The organism is Klebsiella sp. 7-CIP_Kleb. (assembly GCF_050378655.1).
Classification (GTDB): domain Bacteria; phylum Pseudomonadota; class Gammaproteobacteria; order Enterobacterales; family Enterobacteriaceae; genus Klebsiella; species Klebsiella quasipneumoniae.
The window spans coordinates 39,508-58,938 of record NZ_JBNRLJ010000002.1 but is presented as its reverse complement, the minus strand read 5'-3'; the positions used below and the strand labels follow the sequence as shown (position 1 = coordinate 58,938).

The window sequence follows — 19,431 nt, the reverse complement described above, 5'->3', positions numbered from 1 at the left end:
ACGCGGAAAATTAATACATGCAAGATGCACATAATGGCTACGACATTACCGACTTTCACGGCGCGCTGCTGGATATCATCAGCGTGATGAACCAGCCGGTGCGCGACGAGCAGATCCTCCAGGCAGCTGGCGTCAAGCTGGAACAGATGCTGTTTCCGCTTCTGGTGGCGGTAGGGCGCTATGGCCCGGTGGGGGTGGTTGAGCTGGCGGATCATTTAGGGCGCGATTACACCACCGTCAGTCGTCAGGTGAAGAAACTGGAAGCCCAGGGGCTTGCCGGTAAGCAACCGAACCGTCATGACCGACGGATCAGCGAAGTGACGCTTAGCGCCAGGGGACAACAGATGATCGACAGGATCGCCGTCGCGCGGCGGCGGTTAATGAATCAGGTGCTGGCGCAGTGGCCGGAAGATGAAGTGCAGGCGCTGTTTCGCTTAACGCGCAAATACGCCGACAGTTTGCAGAAATCATCGCCGCCTGGCGCGATGCCAGGCGGCTGACGGTCAGGCGGTTTTGGTCGCCGCCTTCAGGCTCTGGACGAAGGCTTTCAGCTCGTCGAGCATGGTTTGCGGCTCATCAAGATGACGTTCGATGATTTTGACGATGGCGGAACCGGAGATCGCCCCGGCGGCCCCGGCGTCAATGGCGGCGCTCACCTGCTCCGGCGCGGAGATGCCAAAGCCCTGCAGCGGCGGCGCAGCGTGATATTCCGCCAGCTTCTCCACCAGATGGTGCAGCGGCAGCGCAGCGCGATTTTCCGCACCCGTCACCCCGGCGCGCGACAGCAGATAGGTGTAGCCGCGGCCATAAGAGGCGATCTGGCGCAGTAAATCGTCATCCGCGTTGGGCGGGCAAATGAAAATTGGCGCGATGTTATGGCGCATCGCCGCCTGGCGGAACGGGGCGGACTCTTCCACCGGCACGTCGGCTACCAGCACCGAGTCGACGCCGACGCGGGCGCACTGGGCATAGAACTCATCGATACCCGGGCTGAAGACGAGGTTGGCGTACATCAGCAGGCCGATTGGGATCGTTGGATGCTTCTGGCGGATCGCCGCCAGCATCTCAAAGCACAGCGCCGGGGTTACCCCCGCGGCGAAGGCGCGCAGGGCCGCGCCCTGGATGGTCGGGCCGTCCGCCAGCGGGTCGGAGAAGGGGATCCCCAGCTCAAGGGCATCGGCGCCGCCTTCGATCAGCGCATCGATAATTTTCAGCGACTGCTCCGGTCCCGGATCGCCAAGGGTGACAAAGGGGACGAAAGCGCCTTCCTGGCGGTTTTTCAGTTGGGCAAACAGCGTCTCATAGCGTTCCATCAGATTTCCCCTCGCGCTTTCAGGATGTCGTGTACGGTGAAAATGTCTTTATCGCCGCGGCCGGAGAGGTTAACCACCAGCAGCTGCTCTTTTTCCGGGTTCTCGCGCATCATTTTCAGCGCATGGGCCAGAGCGTGAGAGGACTCCAGCGCCGGGATGATCCCTTCGTGGCGGGAGAGCGCTTTAAACGCCTCCAGCGCTTCGTCATCGGTGATCGACACATAGTCGGCGCGCCCGGTGCTGTTCAGAAACGCGTGCTGCGGCCCAACGGACGGGAAGTCCAGCCCGGCGGAAATGGAGTAAGATTCCTCGATCTGGCCGTCGGCGGTTTGCATCATCGGCGACTTCATCCCGAAGTAGATCCCCACACGACCATGCTTCAGCGGCGCGCCGTGCTCCCCGCTTTCGATACCGTGCCCGGCAGGCTCCACGCCGATCAGGCCGACGCGGGTTTCCTCGATAAAATCAGCGAACATGCCGATGGCGTTTGACCCGCCGCCGACGCAGGCGATCACCGCGTCCGGCAGACGGCCCTCTTTTTCGAGGATCTGCGCTTTGGTCTCTTCGCCGATCATGCGCTGGAATTCACGCACGATGGTCGGGAACGGGTGCGGACCGGCGGCGGTGCCCAGCATATAGTGCGCCTTCTCGTAGCTGCCGGACCAGTCGCGCAGCGCCTCGTTACAGGCATCTTTCAGCGTGGCGGAGCCGCTGTGCACCGGGATCACCTCGGCGCCCATCAGGCGCATACGGAAGACGTTCGGCGACTGGCGCTCGACGTCCTTGGCGCCCATGTAGATACGGCATTTCAGACCGAGCAGGGCGCTGGCCAGCGCTGAGGCGACGCCGTGCTGACCGGCGCCGGTCTCGGCGATAATTTCGGTTTTGCCCATCCGTTTGGCCAGCAGAGCCTGGCCCAGCACCTGGTTGGTTTTGTGCGCGCCGCCGTGCAGCAGATCTTCGCGTTTCAGGTACAGGGTAGTGCGGGTCCCTTCGGTCAGGTTCCGGCATTTGGTCAGGGCCGTCGGACGACCGGCGTAGTTTTTCAGCAGGTCGGTGAATTCCGCCTGAAAGGCCGGGTCCTTCTGCGCGCTGACAAAGGCCTCTTCCAGCTGGCGCAGGGCGGGCATCAGGATCTGCGGCACATACATGCCGCCGAATTCGCCGAAGTAGGGGTTCAGTAAAGTGCTCATTATTGCTCCTTAATATGCGCGCAGCGTCTGGAAAACGGAGGCCAGCTTGCTGGCGTCTTTAATCCCGGGTTGCGACTCTACGCCTGAATTGAAATCGAGTCCGGCACAGCCGCTTTTGGCCGCTTCCACACAGTTATCGGCGCCGAGGCCGCCAGCCAGCATGACGTTGCGCAGGTCCTGGCCCTGCAGCAGGCTCCAGTCAAAACGCTGGCCGCTGCCGCCCTGGCCGTTGTCGAGCAGATACTTATCGACATGGCGGAGTGTACGGGACGGCAAGGTTTCGCCAACGCTCAGCGCTTTCCAGATGCGGACGCTATCCGCGAGGGCGTCGCGCAGCGCGTCGATATAGGCCTGGTCTTCATCACCGTGCAGCTGTACGGCGGCCAGCTCCAGGGCCTGGGCGCGGGCGACCACCTCATCCAGCGGCGCATTGCGGAAGACGCCGACGTACTGCAGCGGCGCGGCGGCGATCACCGCTTTAGCCTGGGCGTCATTTACCGCCCGCGGCGAGGTCGGGACGAAGATCAGCCCACCGTAGATGGCGCCAGACTCCCAGGCCACCTGCGCATCCTGCGGGCGCGTCAGGCCGCACACTTTGTTCTCGCCGAGCAGCACGCGCTTGACCGCCGCTTCCAGATCCGCCTGCTCCATCAGGGCGGAGCCGATCAGGAAGCCATTGGCGAAGTGGCTCAGCTCACGCACTTCGGCATAGGTATGGATGCCGGATTCGCTGATCACCGTGACATCAGGGCCGAGACGCGCCGCCAGCTGACGGGTGCGGTTGAGGTCAATCGACATATCGCGCAGGTCGCGGTTGTTGATGCCCACCACCTTCGCCTTCAGGGCGATGGCGCGCTCCAGCTCCTCATCATTGCTGACTTCGGTGAGCACGCCCATATTCAGGCTGTGAGCCACCGCCGAGAGCTGACGATACTGTTCATCGTCGAGCACCGACAGCATCAGCAGGCAGGCGTCGGCCTGATAGTAGCGCGCCAGGTAGATCTGGTAAGGGTCGATGGTGAAGTCCTTACACAGGATCGGCTGCGGCGCTACCTTGCTGACGATCGGCAGAAAATCGAAGCTGCCCTGGAAATATTTCTCATCACACAGCACCGAGATCGCCGAGGCGTAGTGTTTGTAGATGCTGGCGATCGCCGCCGGATCGAAATCTTCGCGAATCAACCCCTTCGACGGCGAAGCCTTTTTGCACTCGAGAATAAACGCGGTGCGGGTGCCGGCCAGCGCGTCATAGAAATTGCGCTGCGTCGGGACGACCTCATTCTGAAAACTGGCTAACGGTTGTTGTTGTTTGCGGGCTTCCACCCAAATCGCTTTGTCGGCAACGATTTTTGCTAAAACGGTCTGCATTCTTTACCCTCTTGCCGCTAAGGCGGTCACTCTGTCATAGGCCGCGCCGCTGTGCAGCACATCCAGTACCTGCTGAGCGTTAGCTTTCAGATCTTCATGCCCGTGTAAACGCATCAACATGGCGACGTTGGCGGCGACGGCGGCTTCGTGAGCGGCTTCACCTTTACCTTGTAGCAAGCGCGTCAGAATGTCACGGTTTTCTTCCGGCGTGCCGCCCGCCAGCTGCGCCTGATGGTAAGGCGTCAGGCCGAAATCGTCGGCGGTCAGCTGATAGCTTTTAATTTCCCCGTTATGCAGCTCGGCGACCACCGTGGGCGCATGCAGCGAGACTTCATCCATCCCGCCGCTGTGCACCACGGCAGCGCGCTGATAACCGAGTACGCGCAAGGTTTCCGCAATCGGCAACACCAGTTCCGGGCTGTAGACGCCAATCAGCGCCAGCGGCGGATGCGCCGGGTTGATCAGCGGGCCCAGCACGTTAAACAGAGTACGGGTCTTCAGCTGCTGACGGACCGGCATCGCGTGGCGGAAACCGGTGTGGTACTTCGGCGCGAACAGGAAGCAGACGCCCAGCTCATCGAGCGCCGCGCGGGATTTATCGGCGTTCATATCGAGATTAATGCCGAAGGCCGCCAGCAGGTCAGAAGAGCCTGATTTACTGGAAACGCTGCGGTTGCCGTGCTTCGCCACTTTCAATCCACAGGCAGCGGCGACAAACGCGCTGGCGGTGGAGATATTAATGCTGTTGCTGCCGTCGCCACCGGTGCCGACGATGTCGGCAAACAGGTAGTCCGGGCGCGGGAACGGCGCGGCGTTTTCCAGCAGCGCGGTGGCGGCGCCGGCAATTTCCTGCGGCTGCTCGCCGCGCACTTTCATACTGACCAGCGCGGCGGCCAGCTGTTCAGGCTTCACTTCGCCGCGCACGACGGCGGAGAACAGCTGGTGGCTCTCCTGCTGGCTCAGGGTTTCCGCCTGGTACAGCTTCTCAAGGATCGGCTGGAGGGTGTTGGTATGCTCCAGCTTCTGCAGCGCCCAGGCCAGGGTCTGCTCCAGCAGTCGCGCGCCCTGGGTGGTGAGGATCGATTCCGGGTGGAACTGGAAGCCGCACACCCGATCCGCATCGTGACGCACCGCCATCACCATGCCATTGAAATTGGCGTTAATCGTCAGCCCGGCAGGAATATTGCTGCCGACCAGCGAGTGGTAGCGCGCCACCGGCAGCGGGTTAGCCAGACCGGCAAACATCGCCTGGCCGTCGTGCTCAATGCTGGAGGCTTTGCCGTGAAGGATCTCGCCCGCCTGGCCGACATAGCCGCCGTAGGCTTCGACAATGGCCTGGTGGCCGAGGCAGATGCCGATGATCGGCAGCTTGCCCCGCATGCGGGTCAGCAATTCCGGCATGCAGCCGGCTTCGCTTGGCGTACCCGGGCCAGGGGAGAGCATCAGCACCGGATTGTCCATGGTGCCCAGACGCTCAATCAGCGCCTGCGCCGGAACGGAGTTACGGTAAATCACCACGTTATGGCCGTTGGCGCGCAGCTGGTCTGCCAGGTTATAGGTGAAAGAATCGATATTATCGAGCAGCAGAATGTCAGCCATCAGAAAATCTCCTTCGCGTGATGGGCCTGGGCAATGGCGCGCAGCACCGCGCGGGCTTTATTTCGGGTCTCATCCGCTTCCGACTGGGGAACCGAGTCGAGCACAATGCCGGCTCCGGCCTGGACGGTAGCGATACCCTCCTGCACGTAGGCGGAACGGATAACGATGCAGGTGTCGAGGTCGCCGTGGGCAGTGAAATAGCCCACCGCGCCGCCGTAGCTGCCGCGTCGTTTACCTTCGGCGGCGGCAATCAGCTGCATGGCGCGAACCTTCGGCGCGCCGCTGAGAGTGCCCATGTTCATGCAGGCGCGGTAAGCGTGCAGCACATCGAGATCCTGACGCAGTTCACCCACCACCCGGGAGACCAGATGCATCACGAAGGAGTAACGGTCAACCTTGGTTAAATCGGCGACATAGCGGCTGCCCGGGGTACAGATGCGGGCCAGATCGTTGCGCGCCAGGTCCACCAGCATCAGGTGCTCGGAAAGCTCTTTGTGATCGGTACGCATTTCCAGTTCGATACGGCTGTCGAGATCGCGATCCAGCGAGCCGTCGGCGCGGCGGCCGCGCGGCCGGGTGCCGGCGATGGGGTAGATCTCAATCTGACGGCTGACGGCATCATACTTCAGCGAGCTTTCCGGCGAGGCGCCGAACAGGGTGAAATCATTGTCCTGCATAAAGAACATGTACGGGCTGGGGTTGCTCTTCTTCAGCACATCATAGGCGGCCAGCGGCGACGGGCAGGGCAGCGAGAAGCGGCGGGAAGGGACCACCTGGAAGATTTCCCCGGCGCGGATCGCGCGCTGCATTTTGCGCACCACCGCGCCGTACTCTTCATCGCTCTGGTCAACGTCGCAGCGCATTTCGGCCACGGTGGTAACCGGTAGCGGCGCCGGCGGCTCGTTCAGCTGCTGACGCAGCTGGCTCAGGCGCTGCTCCAGGCGCTGTTTTTCACTCTCCAGCGGGGTGAACAGGCTCGCCTGGATGCGGGTATGCTTGGCCTGATGGTCGATGACCAGCAGGGTCTCCGCCAGATAGAAGCAGTAGTCCGGGCAGGCGGTGTCGCTCTGCAGGGGCGGCAGATCTTCAAAGCCGGCCACCAGGTCATAGGCGAACAGGCCGCCGAAGAACATCGCTTCACGCTCGTTGGCCGGGACGGTCACCAGCTCCTGCAGGAGACGGAATGCGTCAAACACTGACAGCGAGCAGAGGCGGGCGTCTTCATCGAGCAGGGAACTGACTGCCGGGAAGGTCAGGATCCGGCCGTTGGGCTGGCGCTGATTGGCGATCCCGGAGGGCAGCGCGCCGTCCAGCAGCTCCAGCAGCGCGGCGCCGTTGGCGGAGAGGGCCTGAATGGTGACAGTGTCACCGAGAGCGGTGATGCGCAGCGCGCTGTCCACCAGCAGCAGGCTTTTTAAGTCATCTTTGCTGTCGATGTCAGCCGATTCCAGCAGCAGCGTGGCCGGACGGGCGCCGCACAGTTGGTGGAATAACGCCGTCGGGTTCTCCCGGTAGATGGCGTCGCTGGTGAGAAGCTCGAGTGCCGGTTTGGATGTTTGCATTATTGTTCTCGCCTGTTCGTATTATTTTTGTCCAATAAAAAGCCCGCTCATTGGCGGGCCGGGTATCTGTATGCTGAATGCAAAACGCGATCACGCCGCCCGTTATCAGGAGGTGCGCCACCAGCTGTGCAGAGTGATAAAGTGCATTTTCATCGTGATACCCCTTCATGTGAACTTGCGTACTAGTTAACTAGTTCAATGGAATAAAGTCAACCCTTGTTTGCAGATTTTCTCTGCCTGTCGGTATGATAATGCGCTTATTTACGTTGATGTCCAGCAGGAGTCCTTTTGAGCGACAGCCAATACGCAGTGATTTACGATCTGCACAGCCATACCACCGCCTCTGACGGGCGGCTGACTCCGCAGGAACTGGTCCATCGCGCCCATGAAATGCGCGTAGGCACGCTGGCGATCACCGACCATGACAGCGTGGCGGCGATCCCCGCGGCCCGGGAGGAGATCGCCCGCGCCGGATTACCCTTGACCCTGGTGAACGGCGTCGAGATTTCCACCCTCTGGGAGAATCACGAGATTCATATTGTGGGTCTCAATATTGATATTGCGCACCCTGCGATGACCGCCCTGCTGGAGGAGCAGAAAGCGCGGCGCCAGCAGCGCGGCCAGATGATTGCCGAGCGTCTGGAGAAGGCGCGCATCCCCGGCGCCTGGGAAGGGGCGCTGCGGCTGGCGGACGGTGGCGCCGTCACCCGCGGCCATTTTGCCCGTTTTCTGGTGGAGGCCGGCCACGCGAAGAACATGGCGGAGGTCTTCAAAAAATACCTTGCCCGCGGGAAAACCGGTTACGTGCCGCCGCAGTGGTGTACAATAAAACAAGCAATTGATGTCATTCATCATTCTGGCGGTAAGGCGGTGATAGCCCATCCCGGGCGTTACGATCTTTCCGCCAAGTGGCTTAAGCGGCTGTTGGCCCACTTCAGCGAGCAGGGCGGTGATGCCATGGAAGTGGCCCAGTGTCAGCAGGCGCCCCATGAACGCGCCCAGTTGGCCGCCCTGGCCGTGCAGTTTGGTCTTCTGGCGTCGCAGGGTTCCGATTTCCATCAGCCCTGCGCGTGGATCGAACTTGGCCGTAAGCTCTGGCTCCCTGCCGGCGTGGAAGGCGTCTGGCACAGCTGGGAAGCGGCCACCGAATAAAAATTGAGAGGGAAGTATGAGCCAGTTTTTTTATATCCATCCGGATAACCCGCAGGCGCGGTTGATTAACCAGGCGGTGGAGATTGTGCGTAAGGGCGGGGTGATCGTATATCCTACCGACTCCGGCTACGCGCTGGGCTGCAAAATTGAAGACAAGGGCGCGATGGAGCGGATCTGCCGCATCCGTCAGCTGCCGGACGGCCACAACTTCACCCTGATGTGCCGCGACCTGTCCGAACTGTCAACCTACGCCTTTGTGGACAACGTGGCGTTTCGCCTGATGAAAAACAATACGCCGGGCAACTACACCTTTATCCTCAAAGGAACGAAAGAGGTACCGCGCCGGCTGCTGCAGGAGAAGCGTAAAACCATTGGTATGCGCGTCCCGTCCAACCCCATCGCTCAGGCGTTGCTTGAGACCTTAGGCGAACCGATGCTCTCTACCTCGCTGATGCTGCCCGGCAGCGACTTTACCGAATCCGACCCGGAAGAGATCAAAGATCGTCTGGAGAAAGTCGTGGACCTCATTATCCACGGCGGTTTCCTGGGGCAGCAGCCGACCACGGTTATCGACCTGACGGAAGATACCCCGGTGGTGCTGCGCGAAGGCGTGGGCGACGTGAGGCCGTTTCTCTGACACTACCTGCCGGGCGGTGCCTCATGCGCCGCCTGGTACCCTCTCTTTTCTCCCCGACGGCACGACCATCATCCACAGCGCCACGCAGACCAGCAGCGCGCCGAGAATTAACCCACTCTCCACAATCTCTCCAAGAAAAAGATAGCCCCACAGCACCGCAAAAGGCGGGATCAAAAAGGTCACGGACAGTGAACGCAGCGGTCCAATATCAGCGATCAGGCGGAAATAGAGGATATACCCTGCCGCCGTGCAGACGACACCCAGCATAAGCATTGCCATCCACGGCAGGCCCTGACCCCAGTCCACAGCCAGCCCATGCCCGCAGGACCAGAGAAAGAAGGGGCATAAAAACAGCGTGGCGCCGATTTGGCTGCCCAACGCGACGCGCTCCGCTTCGAGGCCGCCGCGCTGTTGGATCCAGCGGCGGGTCAGAAAGCCGGCCAGGCCATAGCAGGCGGTGGCGGTCAGACAGGCGCCGACGCCCGGCAGCAGCTGGGCGGCGCCGAGGCCGGTAGTCGGGCGCGCGATCACCGCCACGCCAATAGCGCCCAGCGCCGCGCCAGCGCCTTTGCGCAGGGTCAGCGGTTCCGCAAAGCAGAGTGCGCCAATCAGCACCCCCATCATCGGCGCCGTGGCGTTGAGCGTGGCGGAGTACCCTGCCGGTAGCCATTGCGCGGCAAGGCAGTACATCAGAAAAGGGAGGCCGGAATTGATGACCCCCAGCTTCAGAGTGGCGATGAATTTACCCTCATACCCGCCCCATTTTCCGCGCGCGCCGGCCAGCAACCCTAAAGCGACGGCGGCGAACAGCACGCGCAGAAAGGCGCTGTTTACCGCGCCGAAAGCCGGGGTGGTGATGCGCATAAACAGAAAGCTGGCACCCCAGAGGGCGGCAAGCAGCAGCAGGCGACCACAGTCGATAACACGCATGATTGACTCCTTGTGAACGGTAAGGAAGCTAACTGTAGAGCTCTCGTGCAATGGCCGACAAACGCGTTATGCTTACATGATTAAGTTTTTCTTAACTGAGGTTCTATAGCCATGAAACTCCCGCCGCTGAATGCGTTGCGCTGTTTTGAGGCGGCGGCGCGGCTACTCAGCCTGAAGCTGGCCGCCAGTGAACTTTGCGTCACACCCAGCGCTGTCAGCCAGCAGATTGCACGTCTGGAGGAGGCGCTGAATGTCCCGCTATTTATCCGTACCCCCCGACGGTTACAGTTAACGGAGGTGGGGGAGATCTACCTCCGGGCCGTGCAGCCCGCGTTTCATCAGATAGCTGCCGCCACCCGGCGTCTGCAGGTGCCCCCGGGGCCGGAAAAAGTGACTGTCAGTTGTACCAGCGGCTTTGCTATTCAATGGCTGCTGCCGCGGCTGGCTGATTTTGAACGGCGCTATCCACAGATAGAGATCCTGATCGGCACCACCAACCGGCGAGTGGATTTGCTGAGCGAAGAGATCGATTTTGCCGTGCGGCATGGCGTCGGGAGCTGGCCGGAACTGCAGGCTTATCGTCTGCTGGATGACGATCTGATGCCGGTCTGTAGTCCGCAGCTGATTGCTCCGCACCGGACCCTCGCCGATACCAGCGATCTGCTAGAGTATCCGCTGCTGCACGATGAACATCGTGAGGACTGGGCGCTGTGGTGCGAGGCCGTGGGGCTGGAAGCGCACCGCGCGCGCCGTGGCCCGGTGTTCACTGATTGCAACGGCGTAACGGAGGCGGCATTAGCCGGTATGGGGATGGCTTTACTGCGACGTTCATTCATAGCGCCTGCGCTGACGCAGGGGCGGCTGGTGAATCCTCTGGCGCAGCCCATCGCCTGTCCGCTGGCCTATCATCTGGTTTACCACGAGACCGCGCTGCTGGCCCCTGCCAACCGCTGTTTTCGTGACTGGCTGCTCGCCCAGCGCTCTGCCGTCGCGCAAGAGCAGGCGTAGCGCAGGGAGGCGCTCTCTGTCCGACTAAGACCAACACAGGTGAGGGCAGACAGGAGAATGAGGAAAATCTGTTCCATACTAAAGGCGCGGTGTGGCGAACAGAAGCTTTCCCGGCGAAGTTAGTGTAGTATGTTCGGCCACGAATACGGGCTCGCGGCGAATGTTTTGCGCATGCCGGCGAGACTTTACGTAAAAAGTATATACGTAACAATGAGTTGCTGATACAGGCCTCATTGTTTCATAAAGCATACCAGACGCCTGGGAAGGCGACACCTTAAGGAAGCTCAATGAGCGAGAAACTGCAAAAAGTGCTGGCCCGCGCCGGCCACGGCTCCCGCCGTGAAATTGAAGCGAAAATCGAAGCTGGCCGCGTCAGCGTCGACGGCAAAATCGCCACCCTCGGCGACCGTGTGGAAATCGTCCCCGGTTTAAAAATTCGTATCGATGGCCATCTGATCTCGGTGAAAGAGTCCGCTGAGCAGATCTGCCGCGTGCTGGCGTACTACAAGCCGGAAGGCGAACTGTGCACCCGTAACGATCCGGAAGGACGCCCGACGGTGTTCGATCGTCTGCCTAAACTGCGCGGCGCGCGCTGGATTGCCGTTGGTCGTCTGGACGTCAACACCTGTGGCCTGTTGCTGTTCACCACCGACGGCGAACTGGCAAACCGCCTGATGCACCCGAGCCGTGAAGTCGAGCGTGAGTACGCCGTCCGCGTTTTCGGCCAGGTAGATGAAGATAAGCTGCGTCAGCTGTCTCGCGGCGTGCAGTTAGAAGATGGTCCGGCGGCGTTTAAAACCATTAAATTCACCGGCGGTGAAGGGATTAACCAGTGGTACAACGTCACCCTGACCGAAGGGCGTAACCGCGAAGTGCGTCGTCTGTGGGAAGCGGTCGGCGTGCAGGTCAGCCGCCTGATCCGCGTGCGCTATGGCGATATTCTGCTGCCGAAAGGCCTGCCGCGCGGCGGCTATACCGAGCTGGACCTGGCGCAGACCAACTACCTGCGCGAACTGGTGGAGCTCACTCCGGAAACCAGCTCCAAGGTCGCCGTTGAAAAAGATCGTCGCCGGTTGAAAGCCAATCAGATCCGCCGGGCGGTGAAGCGTCACAGCCAGACCAGCGCTAACCCGCGCCAGGGTAATAACAGCAACCGCCGTTCCAGTACCCGCAATAAGACCAACGGTTAATGTTGCGCGTTCCGGTGGTTTTGCGCCGGAACGCGGACTTCCTTTCGCCGTATCCGGTCCTCAGTAGTCAATCCCCATCTGCGCTTTAATGCCGGCATCAAAGGCATGTTTCACCGGGCGCAGCTCGCTGACGGTATCCGCCATTTCAATAATATCGCGATGACAGCCGCGGCCGGTGATGATCACCGACTGGTGGGCAGGACGCTCACGCAGAGCGCTCAGCACCGCCTCCAGCGGCAGGTAATCGTAGGCCACCATATAGGTCAGCTCGTCCAGCAGCACCAGATCGAGCTGGTCGTCGGCAAGCATACGGCGGGCATGTTCCCAAACCGCCAGACAGGCGGCGGTGTCGCTGTCGCGGTCCTGAGTGTTCCAGGTAAAGCCTGTCGCCATCACCTGAAATTCGACGCCGTGGGGCTCCAGCAGATTACGCTCGCCGTTAGGCCAGGTCCCCTTGATAAACTGGATCACGCCGACTTTTTTGCCGTGGCCGACGGCGCGGGTCGCGGTGCCAAAGGCGGCGGTAGTTTTTCCTTTGCCGTTGCCGGTAAAGACCATCACAATGCCGCGCTCGTCCTGGGCCGCCGCCACCCGGGCATCCACTTTATCTTTCAGCCGCTGCTGGCGTTCGCGGTAGCGTTCATCACTCATTGGGCAATTCCTGGTTTACGCCCCGGTTGGGCGTCGAAGGTCATTCCCGTCTTGCGACGACTGTCGTCGCCCATCAGCCACAGATAGACGGGCATAATGTCAGCGGGGGTTTTCAGTTTCAGCGGATCTTCCGTCGGGAACGCGCTGGCGCGCATGCCGGTGCGGGTGCCGCCAGGGTTGATACAGTTCACCCGCAGGTGGCGGCTTTGGTACTCGTCGGCCAGCACCTGCATCATCCCTTCGGTGGCGAATTTGGAGACGGCATAGGCGCCCCAGTTGGCGCGACCCTGACGACCGACGCTGGATGAGGTAAAGACCAGCGAACCAGATTCGGAACGGAGTAATAAAGGAAGAAGCGCCTGGGTCAGCATAAAGGTGCCATTGACGTTCACCTGCATCACCTGCTGCCAGACCTCCGGTTTCTGTTCATCCATCGGGCAGATGTCGCCGAGCAAGCCAGCATTGTGCAGCACGCCGTCAAGGCGGGGATAGTGGATGCTGATCTGCTGCGCCAGCTGCTGGCAAGCCTGCGGCGTGCAGGTGAGCAGGTCGAGAGTAAACCAGCGGGGAGGAATACCGCCCTCACGCTCAATCTCCTCGGCGACGGCGCGCAGTTTGTCGTCGTTGCGACCCAGCAGGATAACGCTGGCGCTGTAGCGGGCGTAGGTCAGGGCCGCTTCACGACCAATTCCATCGCTGGCCCCGGTGACCAGAATGATGCGATCTTTCAGCAAGTGGCGTTGCGGTTGATAATGCACGGCGACTCCTTTGGCGATCGGCTCTCGATCGCGCTTCATCTTTGGTATCTCACTTTTGCGCTGTTATGCCTGAAAGCGCCCGCCATTGCAATCGGCGAAGCGGAAAGTATTCACAAAATTAATATCTTGCAACGATTTCAGCCTCGCCTAAAAAAACGGAATCCGCTGCGCAGAGGACACAAAGCACAAAGACTTCTCGCCAGGGGCTGATGTACACTGTGAAGCAACGTCAGTGCTTTACACAAGGTGAAAACGTGGAATTACTTGCTCAATATGGCTTATTTTTAGCCAAGATCGCGACCGTTGTCGTCGCTATCGCGGTGATTGCCGCTATTATCGTCAACCTGGCCCAGCGCAAGAAACAGCGCGGCGAGCTGCGGGTAACGAATCTTAGCGAGCATTATAAAGAGATGAAGGAATCGCTGGCGGTGGCCCTGCTGGATGGCCCGCAGCAGAAGCAGTGGCATAAGTCGCAGAAGAAAAAGCAAAAACAAGAGGCGAAGGCGGCGAAAGCGCGGGCGAAGTTGGGTAATACCGAGCCGGAAGGCAAGCCGCGCGCCTGGGTGCTGGATTTCAAAGGCAGTATGGATGCTCATGAAGTCACCAGCCTGCGGGAAGAGATCACCGCGGTGCTGGCGGCGGCGAAAGCGCGCGATCAGGTGGTGATTCGTCTGGAAAGCCCCGGCGGGGTGGTGCACGGCTACGGGCTTGCAGCCTCGCAGCTACAGCGCTTGCGCGACAAACAGATCCCGCTGACGGTGGCGGTCGACAAAGTGGCGGCCAGCGGCGGCTATATGATGGCCTGCGTGGCGAACAAAATTGTCTCGGCGCCGTTTGCGATCCTCGGCTCTATTGGCGTGGTGGCGCAGATCCCAAACCTGCACCGTTTCCTGAAGAACAAAGATATTGATATCGAACTGCATACCGCCGGACAGTACAAACGAACGCTCACGATGCTGGGTGAAAACACTGAAGAAGGACGGCGCAAGTTTCGCGAAGACCTTAATGAGACGCACCATTTGTTCAAGGATTTCGTCCAGCGGATGCGCCCGGGCCTTGATATTGAGCAGGTGGCCACTGGCGAGCACTGGTACGGGGTACAGGCGCTGGAAAAAGGGCTGGTGGATGCGGTTGAAACCAGTGATGAGCTGCTGCTGGGACTCATGGAGAGCCACGAGGTGATCGGGGTGCGTTATCAACAGCGTAAGAAAATGCTCGACCGCTTCACCGGTAGCGCGGCGGAGAGCGCCGATCGACTGCTGCTGCGCTGGTGGCAGCGCGGACAGAAGCCGCTGATATAGATGATAAAACGCGAGGCTCTGCCTCGCGTTCTCATTTAGGGCGGTCTTAATCTCCGCCGGTCTTAATCGACCAGGTGATATTTGTCCGACAGCTCATGGGCGAGGTACTTAAACATATTAAATACCGCTGTACTCTTCGGCGTCGGCAGACCCTGCTCATCAAGATAAAACTCACCGCTAAACACCAGGACATTGTTGCGCTGAACGACGTCGGTAGCTTCGATACCGGCTAACGTATCCTCATGTTCGCGAATAAGTTTGTTGGCTTTTTCGAGCAGCGTCTGGCGATCGATTGGTTGGGTTGTACCTTGCATAACGGACTCCTCTTTTTCTCCACGCGTAGTTTACGCCGCGCGGCGGCGCGGGGCAAATTTTCCATGGACAAAACAGGGGTAATCGTAACCAGTGGAGAAACAGCCGTTTACTGGCGTGATTCGCTTTTGCATGCTAATAAAGTTGCGTAACGAATTTTATCAGGTACAGTGTGACGCTTTCGGCGATCTGGCAACAGATTTGCTTGACATTCGGCCAAAAATTCTTCGTGCTATGTCACCTGACGAAAAAAGGTCAGTAAACTCAAGCGCCTGGTTTTACGGAGATGAAACAGGTGTTCTGGGTTGATATTCACCGACGGTGCCGCAACATATGAGGCAGTCGCCAGTGGAGGGTGTATGAATGTGCGATGTATTCCTGGATGAATCAAATTAGGTAAAGGTGAATATGGGTAAAGCTCTCGTTATCGTTGAGTCCCCGGCAAAAGCCAAAACGATCAATAAGTATCTGGGTAATGACTACGTGGTGAAATCCAGCGTCGGTCATATCCGCGATTTGCCGACCAGTGGATCAGCTTCCAAAAAGAGCACCGACTCTACCGCCACCAAAGGGGCTAAAAAGCCTAAAAAGGACGAACGTGGTGCTCTGGTTAACCGCATGGGCGTGGACCCATGGCATGACTGGAATGCGCACTATGAAGTACTTCCGGGTAAAGAAAAGGTAGTTTCAGAACTCAAACAGTTGGCGGAAAAAGCTGACCACATCTATCTCGCAACCGACCTTGACCGCGAAGGGGAAGCCATTGCCTGGCACCTGCGGGAAGTTATCGGCGGCGATGAACAGCGTTACAGCCGCGTGGTGTTCAATGAGATCACCAAAAACGCCATTCGTCAGGCTTTCGAAAAGCCGGGCGAACTGAATATCGATCGGGTTAACGCCCAGCAGGCGCGTCGCTTTATGGACCGCGTGGTGGGTTATATGGTTTCGCCGCTGCTGTGGAAAAAAATCGCCCGTGGTCTTTCTGCCGGGCGCGTACAGTCTGTCGCGGTCCGCCTGGTGGTGGAGCGTGAGCGTGAAATCAAAGCATTCGTCCCGGAAGAGTACTGGGAAGTTGATGCCAGCACCACCACGCCGGGCGGCGACGCGCTGCCGCTGCAGGTGACCCATAAGGACGATAAGCCGTTCCGTCCGGTCAGCCGCGATGAGACCATGGCGGCGGTATCGCTGCTGGAAAAAGCCAGCTACAGCGTACTGGAGCGGGAAGACAAGCCGACCAGCAGCAAGCCGGGCGCGCCGTTCATCACCTCCACCCTGCAGCAGGCGGCCAGCACCCGTCTCGGCTTCGGCGTGAAAAAGACCATGATGATGGCTCAGCGCCTCTATGAGGCGGGGCACATCACCTATATGCGTACCGACTCCACCAACCTGAGTCAGGATGCGCTGAACATGGTTCGCGGCTACATCAGCGACAAGTTTGGTAAAAAATATCTGCCGGAAAGCGCGAATCAGTACGCCAGCAAAGAAAACTCACAAGAAGCACACGAAGCGATTCGTCCGTCTGATGTGAACGTGCTGGCGGAAACGCTGAAAGATATGGAAGCGGATGCGCAGAAGCTGTATCAGCTGATCTGGCGCCAGTTTGTCGCCTGTCAGATGACGCCGGCGCAGTACGACTCCACGACGCTGACCGTGGCGGCGGGCGATTTCAAACTGAAAGCGCGCGGTCGTACCTTACGCTTTGACGGCTGGACCAAAGTGATGCCGGCCCTGCGCAAGGGCGATGAGGACCGGACTCTGCCGCTGGTCAAACAGGGCGACCAGCTGAGCCTGGTCGAGCTGACGCCTGCCCAGCACTTTACCAAACCGCCGGCTCGCTTCAGCGAAGCCTCGCTGGTTAAAGAGCTGGAAAAACGCGGTATCGGTCGTCCGTCCACCTATGCCTCGATTATCTCCACCATTCAGGATCGTGGTTACGTGCGAGTGGAAAACCGTCGTTTCTACGCGGAGAAAATGGGCGAGATCGTCACCGACCGACTGGAAGAGAACTTCCGCGATTTAATGAACTACGACTTCACCGCGCAGATGGAAGATCGTCTCGATCAGGTGGCTAACCACCAGGCCGAGTGGAAAGAAGTGCTGAACCACTTCTTCGGCGATTTTACCGCCCAGCTGGAGACGGCGGAGAAAGATCCGGAAGAGGGCGGCATGCAGCCGAACCCGATGGTGCTCACCAGTATCGACTGTCCAACCTGCGGCCGTAAAATGGGCATCCGTACCGCCAGCACCGGCGTTTTCCTCGGCTGTTCGGGCTATGCCCTGTCGCCGAAAGAGCGCTGCAAAACCACCATTAACCTGGTGCCGGAAAACGAAGTCCTCAACGTGCTGGAAGGCGATGACGCCGAAACTAACGCGCTGCGCGCCAAACGCCGCTGCCAGAAGTGCGGTACGGCGATGGACAGCTACCTTATCGATCCCAAGCGTAAACTGCACGTCTGCGGTAACAACCCGACCTGCGATGGCTATGAGATTGAAGAGGGCGAGTTCCGCATCAAGGGCTATGACGGTCCGGTAGTGGAGTGCGAGAAGTGCGGCTCCGAGATGCACCTGAAGATGGGGCGTTTTGGGAAGTACATGGCTTGTACCAACGACGAGTGTAAGAATACGCGTAAGATCCTGCGCAATGGCGAAGTGGCGCCGCCGAAGGAAGATCCGGTGCCGCTCCCGGAGCTGCCGTGCGAGAAGTCTGACGCCTATTTCGTGCTGCGTGACGGGGCCGCGGGCGTCTTCCTGGCGGCAAACACCTTCCCGAAATCACGGGAAACGCGTGCGCCGCTGGTGGAAGAGCTGTACCGCTTCCGCGACCGTCTGCCGGAAAAACTGCGTTATCTCGCCGATGCGCCGCAGCAGGATCCGGAAGGCAATAAAACGCTGGTGCGCTTTAGCCGTAAAACGAAGCAGCAGTATGTGGCGTCCGAAAAAGAGGGCAAAGCGACCGGCTGGTCAGCCTTCTTTATCGACGGCAAATGGACGGAAGCTAAAAAGTAACTGACCATTATCAGGCAGGAAAAGGGCGCTTTTCCTGCTCTGGCGGCCGGCAGGGGCCATGGATGCCTCTGCCGTGTCGTTTTCCTTTCTCTCCGCGCTTTCCGCCCCCTTATAACCACCTATATTATTTTTCGTTACCGGCTATACACTGTTGGTATAAATGATATAGTGGTTATAGTTAATGCCTTTTTTATTATTAAAACGTCTTATACATCATCGCTTTCAGGATGCGTTGCGGCGCCACTATGGCCAACTGCCGGGAGGCCTGGCCTTCACAGGCGACAAGTTGCCTGAACGTAAAGTGTATTAAGCGGCTTCATTTTACGCGCAAACGGATATCAGCATGAAACTACAACAGCTTCGCTACATCGTTGAGGTGGTTAACCATAACCTGAATGTTTCATCCACCGCCGAAGGGCTTTATACCTCCCAGCCAGGCATCAGTAAGCAGGTGCGTATGCTGGAAGATGAGCTGGGCATCCAGATCTTTGCCCGCAGCGGCAAGCATTTGACTCAGGTGACCCCTGCCGGGCAGGAGATCATCCGTATTGCCCGCGAGGTGTTGTCGAAAGTCGATGCCATCAAATCTGTCGCCGGGGAGCATACCTGGCCGGACAAGGGGTCGCTGTATGTGGCGACCACCCATACCCAGGCGCGCTATGCCTTGCCGGGGGTGATCAAGGGCTTTATTGAACGCTATCCGCGGGTGTCGCTGCATATGCATCAGGGTTCGCCAACCCAGATCGCTGAAGCCGTGTCGAAAGGCAACGCCGACTTCGCTATTGCTACTGAAGCGCTGCATCTGTATGACGATTTGGTGATGCTGCCATGCTATCACTGGAACCGGTCGATTGTGGTGACGCCGGAGCATCCTCTGGCCTCCAGGGGCTCGGTGTCAATAGAAGAGCTGGCGCAGTATCCGCTGGTAACCTATACCTTTGGCTTCACCGGCCGTTCGGAACTGGATACCGCGTTTAACCGTGCGGGCCTGACGCCGCGCATTGTCTTTACCGCCACCGATGCCGATGTCATCAAAACCTATGTTCGCCTGGGACTCGGGGTAGGGGTGATTGCCAGTATGGCGGTGGATCCGGTCTCCGATCCGGACCTGGTGAAGCTGGATGCGAACGGTATCTTCAGCCACAGCACCACTAAAATAGGCTTCCGCCGTAGCACTTTCTTACGAAGCTACATGTATGATTTTATTCAACGTTTTGCACCCCATTTGACCCGGGATGTGGTGGATACCGCGGTGGCCTTGCGGTCGAATGAAGATATTGAAGCGATGTTCAAAGATATAAAACTACCGGAAAAATAACCCTGTAAAAAATAATGGCATTCCCTGTGGGGAGTGCCATTAACTAGCATGGTCTTTATTTAACAACTTAAACCTCGAACCAATCACAAAATTAATAATTTCTCGCAACACGTTTGTCATTATGCCCACCGCG

General features: G+C 59.2%; 17 protein-coding genes and 1 other annotated feature. Of the genes, 8 read left to right on the top strand and 9 right to left on the bottom strand.

Annotated elements, in window-relative coordinates:
- Positions 1 to 17 precede the first annotated feature (17 nt).
- Positions 18 to 500, top strand: coding sequence for a MarR family winged helix-turn-helix transcriptional regulator (locus ACQUTI_RS07865; protein ID WP_017898672.1), 483 nt, complete (start codon positions 18 to 20; stop codon positions 498 to 500).
- A gap of 3 nt (positions 501 to 503) precedes the next feature.
- Here the strand turns inward: ACQUTI_RS07865 and trpA are convergent, their stop codons facing one another.
- Genes trpA through ACQUTI_RS07840 form a run of 5 tightly spaced genes read right to left on the bottom strand, consistent with a single transcriptional unit; the run spans position 504 to position 7,035 of the window.
- Complete coding sequence (gene trpA, locus ACQUTI_RS07860; RefSeq protein ID WP_122543466.1) at positions 504 to 1,313, bottom strand: tryptophan synthase subunit alpha; 810 nt, start codon at positions 1,311 to 1,313, stop codon at positions 504 to 506.
- On the bottom strand, positions 1,313 to 2,506 hold the full coding sequence (trpB, locus tag ACQUTI_RS07855) for a tryptophan synthase subunit beta (RefSeq protein ID WP_004203860.1): 1,194 nt from the start codon (positions 2,504 to 2,506) through the stop codon (positions 1,313 to 1,315). Before trpB ends, trpA begins: the two co-directional genes overlap by 1 nt.
- A gap of 9 nt (positions 2,507 to 2,515) precedes the next feature.
- Entirely contained in the window at positions 2,516 to 3,874 is a 1,359-nt protein-coding gene (gene trpCF, locus ACQUTI_RS07850) for a bifunctional indole-3-glycerol-phosphate synthase TrpC/phosphoribosylanthranilate isomerase TrpF (RefSeq protein ID WP_004203862.1), read from the bottom strand.
- 3 nt (positions 3,875 to 3,877) lie between these two features.
- Positions 3,878 to 5,473, bottom strand: coding sequence for a bifunctional anthranilate synthase glutamate amidotransferase component TrpG/anthranilate phosphoribosyltransferase TrpD (gene trpD, locus ACQUTI_RS07845; protein ID WP_004148109.1), 1,596 nt, complete (start codon positions 5,471 to 5,473; stop codon positions 3,878 to 3,880).
- Entirely contained in the window at positions 5,473 to 7,035 is a 1,563-nt protein-coding gene (locus tag ACQUTI_RS07840) for an anthranilate synthase component 1 (RefSeq protein WP_043521239.1), read from the bottom strand. Before ACQUTI_RS07840 ends, trpD begins: the two co-directional genes overlap by 1 nt.
- A 33-nt stretch (positions 7,036 to 7,068) precedes the next feature.
- Positions 7,069 to 7,164 (bottom strand) — a sequence feature (Trp leader region).
- 159 nt (positions 7,165 to 7,323) lie between these two features.
- Here ACQUTI_RS07840 and rnm point away from each other — a divergent pair.
- Both rnm and ACQUTI_RS07830 read left to right on the top strand, forming a co-directional pair.
- Positions 7,324 to 8,187, top strand: a complete 864-nt coding sequence (gene rnm, locus ACQUTI_RS07835) for an RNase RNM (RefSeq protein ID WP_004203866.1) — start codon at positions 7,324 to 7,326, stop codon at positions 8,185 to 8,187.
- A gap of 16 nt (positions 8,188 to 8,203) precedes the next feature.
- Positions 8,204 to 8,824 (top strand): L-threonylcarbamoyladenylate synthase, encoded by a 621-nt coding sequence (locus ACQUTI_RS07830; RefSeq protein WP_002901738.1) that lies wholly within the window; start codon positions 8,204 to 8,206, stop codon positions 8,822 to 8,824.
- Positions 8,825 to 8,845: 21 nt separating this feature from the next.
- Here ACQUTI_RS07830 and ACQUTI_RS07825 read toward each other — a convergent pair whose 3' ends face one another.
- Positions 8,846 to 9,754, bottom strand: a complete 909-nt coding sequence (locus tag ACQUTI_RS07825) for a DMT family transporter (RefSeq protein WP_004203867.1) — start codon at positions 9,752 to 9,754, stop codon at positions 8,846 to 8,848.
- Positions 9,755 to 9,865: 111 nt separating this feature from the next.
- Here ACQUTI_RS07825 and gcvA point away from each other — a divergent pair, with 111 nt between their 5' ends.
- Entirely contained in the window at positions 9,866 to 10,762 is an 897-nt protein-coding gene (gcvA, locus tag ACQUTI_RS07820; RefSeq protein WP_254465564.1) for a transcriptional regulator GcvA, read from the top strand.
- A 287-nt stretch (positions 10,763 to 11,049) separates the two neighbouring features.
- On the top strand, positions 11,050 to 11,952 hold the full coding sequence (rluB, locus tag ACQUTI_RS07815; protein ID WP_004203870.1) for a 23S rRNA pseudouridine(2605) synthase RluB: 903 nt from the start codon (positions 11,050 to 11,052) through the stop codon (positions 11,950 to 11,952).
- A 60-nt stretch (positions 11,953 to 12,012) separates the two neighbouring features.
- On the opposite strand, the gene cobO is transcribed toward rluB, so the two are convergent.
- Together cobO and ACQUTI_RS07805 are read right to left on the bottom strand one after the other, a co-directional pair.
- Positions 12,013 to 12,603, bottom strand: a complete 591-nt coding sequence (gene cobO / locus ACQUTI_RS07810) for a cob(I)yrinic acid a,c-diamide adenosyltransferase (protein WP_004203871.1) — start codon at positions 12,601 to 12,603, stop codon at positions 12,013 to 12,015.
- Positions 12,600 to 13,361 (bottom strand): YciK family oxidoreductase, encoded by a 762-nt coding sequence (locus tag ACQUTI_RS07805; protein WP_004203872.1) that lies wholly within the window; start codon positions 13,359 to 13,361, stop codon positions 12,600 to 12,602. Before ACQUTI_RS07805 ends, cobO begins: the two co-directional genes overlap by 4 nt.
- A gap of 254 nt (positions 13,362 to 13,615) precedes the next feature.
- On the opposite strand from ACQUTI_RS07805, the gene sohB reads away from it, so the two are divergent.
- A complete protein-coding gene (gene sohB, locus ACQUTI_RS07800; RefSeq protein WP_004203873.1) occupies positions 13,616 to 14,662 on the top strand; it encodes a protease SohB in 1,047 nt (348 codons plus the stop codon).
- 62 nt (positions 14,663 to 14,724) lie between these two features.
- Here sohB and ACQUTI_RS07795 read toward each other — a convergent pair whose 3' ends face one another.
- Positions 14,725 to 14,976: a YciN family protein gene (locus tag ACQUTI_RS07795; protein WP_002901761.1), complete on the bottom strand. Its 252-nt coding sequence runs from the start codon at positions 14,974 to 14,976 to the stop codon at positions 14,725 to 14,727.
- A 406-nt stretch (positions 14,977 to 15,382) separates the two neighbouring features.
- On the opposite strand from ACQUTI_RS07795, the gene topA reads away from it, so the two are divergent.
- On the top strand, positions 15,383 to 17,980 hold the full coding sequence (gene topA, locus ACQUTI_RS07790) for a type I DNA topoisomerase (RefSeq protein WP_004203874.1): 2,598 nt from the start codon (positions 15,383 to 15,385) through the stop codon (positions 17,978 to 17,980).
- Positions 17,981 to 18,323: 343 nt separating this feature from the next.
- Positions 18,324 to 19,298, top strand: coding sequence for an HTH-type transcriptional regulator CysB (gene cysB, locus ACQUTI_RS07785; RefSeq protein WP_004203875.1), 975 nt, complete (start codon positions 18,324 to 18,326; stop codon positions 19,296 to 19,298).
- The last annotated feature ends 133 nt before the right edge of the window (positions 19,299 to 19,431 follow it).

Bases quoted from the DNA above. Each gene is read 5' to 3' on its own strand.
- trpCF (WP_004203862.1), bottom strand. From the start codon at position 3,874: ATGCAGACCGTTTTAGCAAAAATCGTTGCCGACAAAGCGATTTGGGTG.
- gcvA (WP_254465564.1), top strand. From the start codon at position 9,866: ATGAAACTCCCGCCGCTGAATGCGTTGCGCTGTTTTGAGGCGGCGGCG.
- ACQUTI_RS07825 (WP_004203867.1), bottom strand. From the start codon at position 9,754: ATGCGTGTTATCGACTGTGGTCGCCTGCTGCTGCTTGCCGCCCTCTGG.
- ACQUTI_RS07795 (WP_002901761.1), bottom strand. From the start codon at position 14,976: ATGCAAGGTACAACCCAACCAATCGATCGCCAGACGCTGCTCGAAAAA.
- trpA (WP_122543466.1), bottom strand. From the start codon at position 1,313: ATGGAACGCTATGAGACGCTGTTTGCCCAACTGAAAAACCGCCAGGAA.
- cysB (WP_004203875.1), top strand. From the start codon at position 18,324: ATGAAACTACAACAGCTTCGCTACATCGTTGAGGTGGTTAACCATAAC.
- topA (WP_004203874.1), top strand. From the start codon at position 15,383: ATGGGTAAAGCTCTCGTTATCGTTGAGTCCCCGGCAAAAGCCAAAACG.
- trpD (WP_004148109.1), bottom strand. From the start codon at position 5,473: ATGGCTGACATTCTGCTGCTCGATAATATCGATTCTTTCACCTATAAC.
- ACQUTI_RS07865 (WP_017898672.1), top strand. From the start codon at position 18: ATGCAAGATGCACATAATGGCTACGACATTACCGACTTTCACGGCGCG.
- ACQUTI_RS07840 (WP_043521239.1), bottom strand. From the start codon at position 7,035: ATGCAAACATCCAAACCGGCACTCGAGCTTCTCACCAGCGACGCCATC.
- cobO (WP_004203871.1), bottom strand. From the start codon at position 12,603: ATGAGTGATGAACGCTACCGCGAACGCCAGCAGCGGCTGAAAGATAAA.
- trpB (WP_004203860.1), bottom strand. From the start codon at position 2,506: ATGAGCACTTTACTGAACCCCTACTTCGGCGAATTCGGCGGCATGTAT.
- ACQUTI_RS07830 (WP_002901738.1), top strand. From the start codon at position 8,204: ATGAGCCAGTTTTTTTATATCCATCCGGATAACCCGCAGGCGCGGTTG.
- rluB (WP_004203870.1), top strand. From the start codon at position 11,050: ATGAGCGAGAAACTGCAAAAAGTGCTGGCCCGCGCCGGCCACGGCTCC.